Genomic DNA, 757 nt, shown 5'->3' on the forward strand with positions numbered 1-757 from the left:
GTTACGACCAGCATATTGACTACTCTGCGGCATGCCTCCTGCACCCGCGCAGCAGGCGTAGCGGGCGCGCGCAGTAGCCTGATGCGCCCATTAATGGCCGGCGCCTAAATAGGCTTCGATCACTGCGGGATTCTTTTGTACGTCGGCCGGCACGCCTTCGGCAATCGGCTTGCCGTAGTCCAGCACCGTGATGCGGTTGCACAGGCCCATCATGAGTTTGACGTCGTGTTCGATCAGCAGGATGGTCTTGCCTTCGGCCTGGATCTTGACCAGCAATTCGCGCAGGCCCAGCTTTTCGGTGGCGTTCATGCCGGCCGCCGGTTCATCCAGCGCCAGCAGTTGCGGTTCCGTCGCCAGCGCGCGGGCGATTTCCAGACGGCGCTGGTCGCCGTAGGAGAGGTGGCGCGCCGTGCGCTTGGAGAATTTGCCGATGCCCACGAAGTCGAGCAGCTGTTGCGACTTCTCGCGGATCTGCGCTTCTTCTTCGCGCGCGGCCTTGTGGCGGAACACGGCGCCGAACACGTTTTGCTTGGTGCGCACGTGGCAGCCGACCATGACGTTTTCCAGCACGCTCATTTCGCCGAACAGGCGGATGTTCTGGAAGGTGCGCGCGATGCCGGCCTTGGCCACTTCATGCGGCGCGCTCGGCGAATAGGGCTTGCCGGCCAGTTCGAAGTCGCCGGTGTCGGGCTGATACAGGCCGGTGATGACGTTGAAGAAGGTGGTCTTGCCGGCGCCGTTGGGGCCGATCAGGCCG

At 63.5% G+C, this 757-nt stretch carries 1 protein-coding gene; it reads right to left on the reverse strand.

Annotation, left to right across the window (positions count from 1 at the left end; translation table 11 throughout):
• Window positions 1-90 precede the first annotated feature (90 nt).
• Window positions 91-757, reverse strand: a 667-nt coding sequence (locus tag PQR62_RS25550) for an ABC transporter ATP-binding protein (protein WP_408160893.1), incomplete at its 5' end; no start/stop codon positions are given.

Origin of the sequence: Herbaspirillum lusitanum (assembly GCF_046025995.1) — a bacterium.
Classification (GTDB): Bacteria; Pseudomonadota; Gammaproteobacteria; order Burkholderiales; family Burkholderiaceae_D; genus Herbaspirillum; species Herbaspirillum lusitanum_A.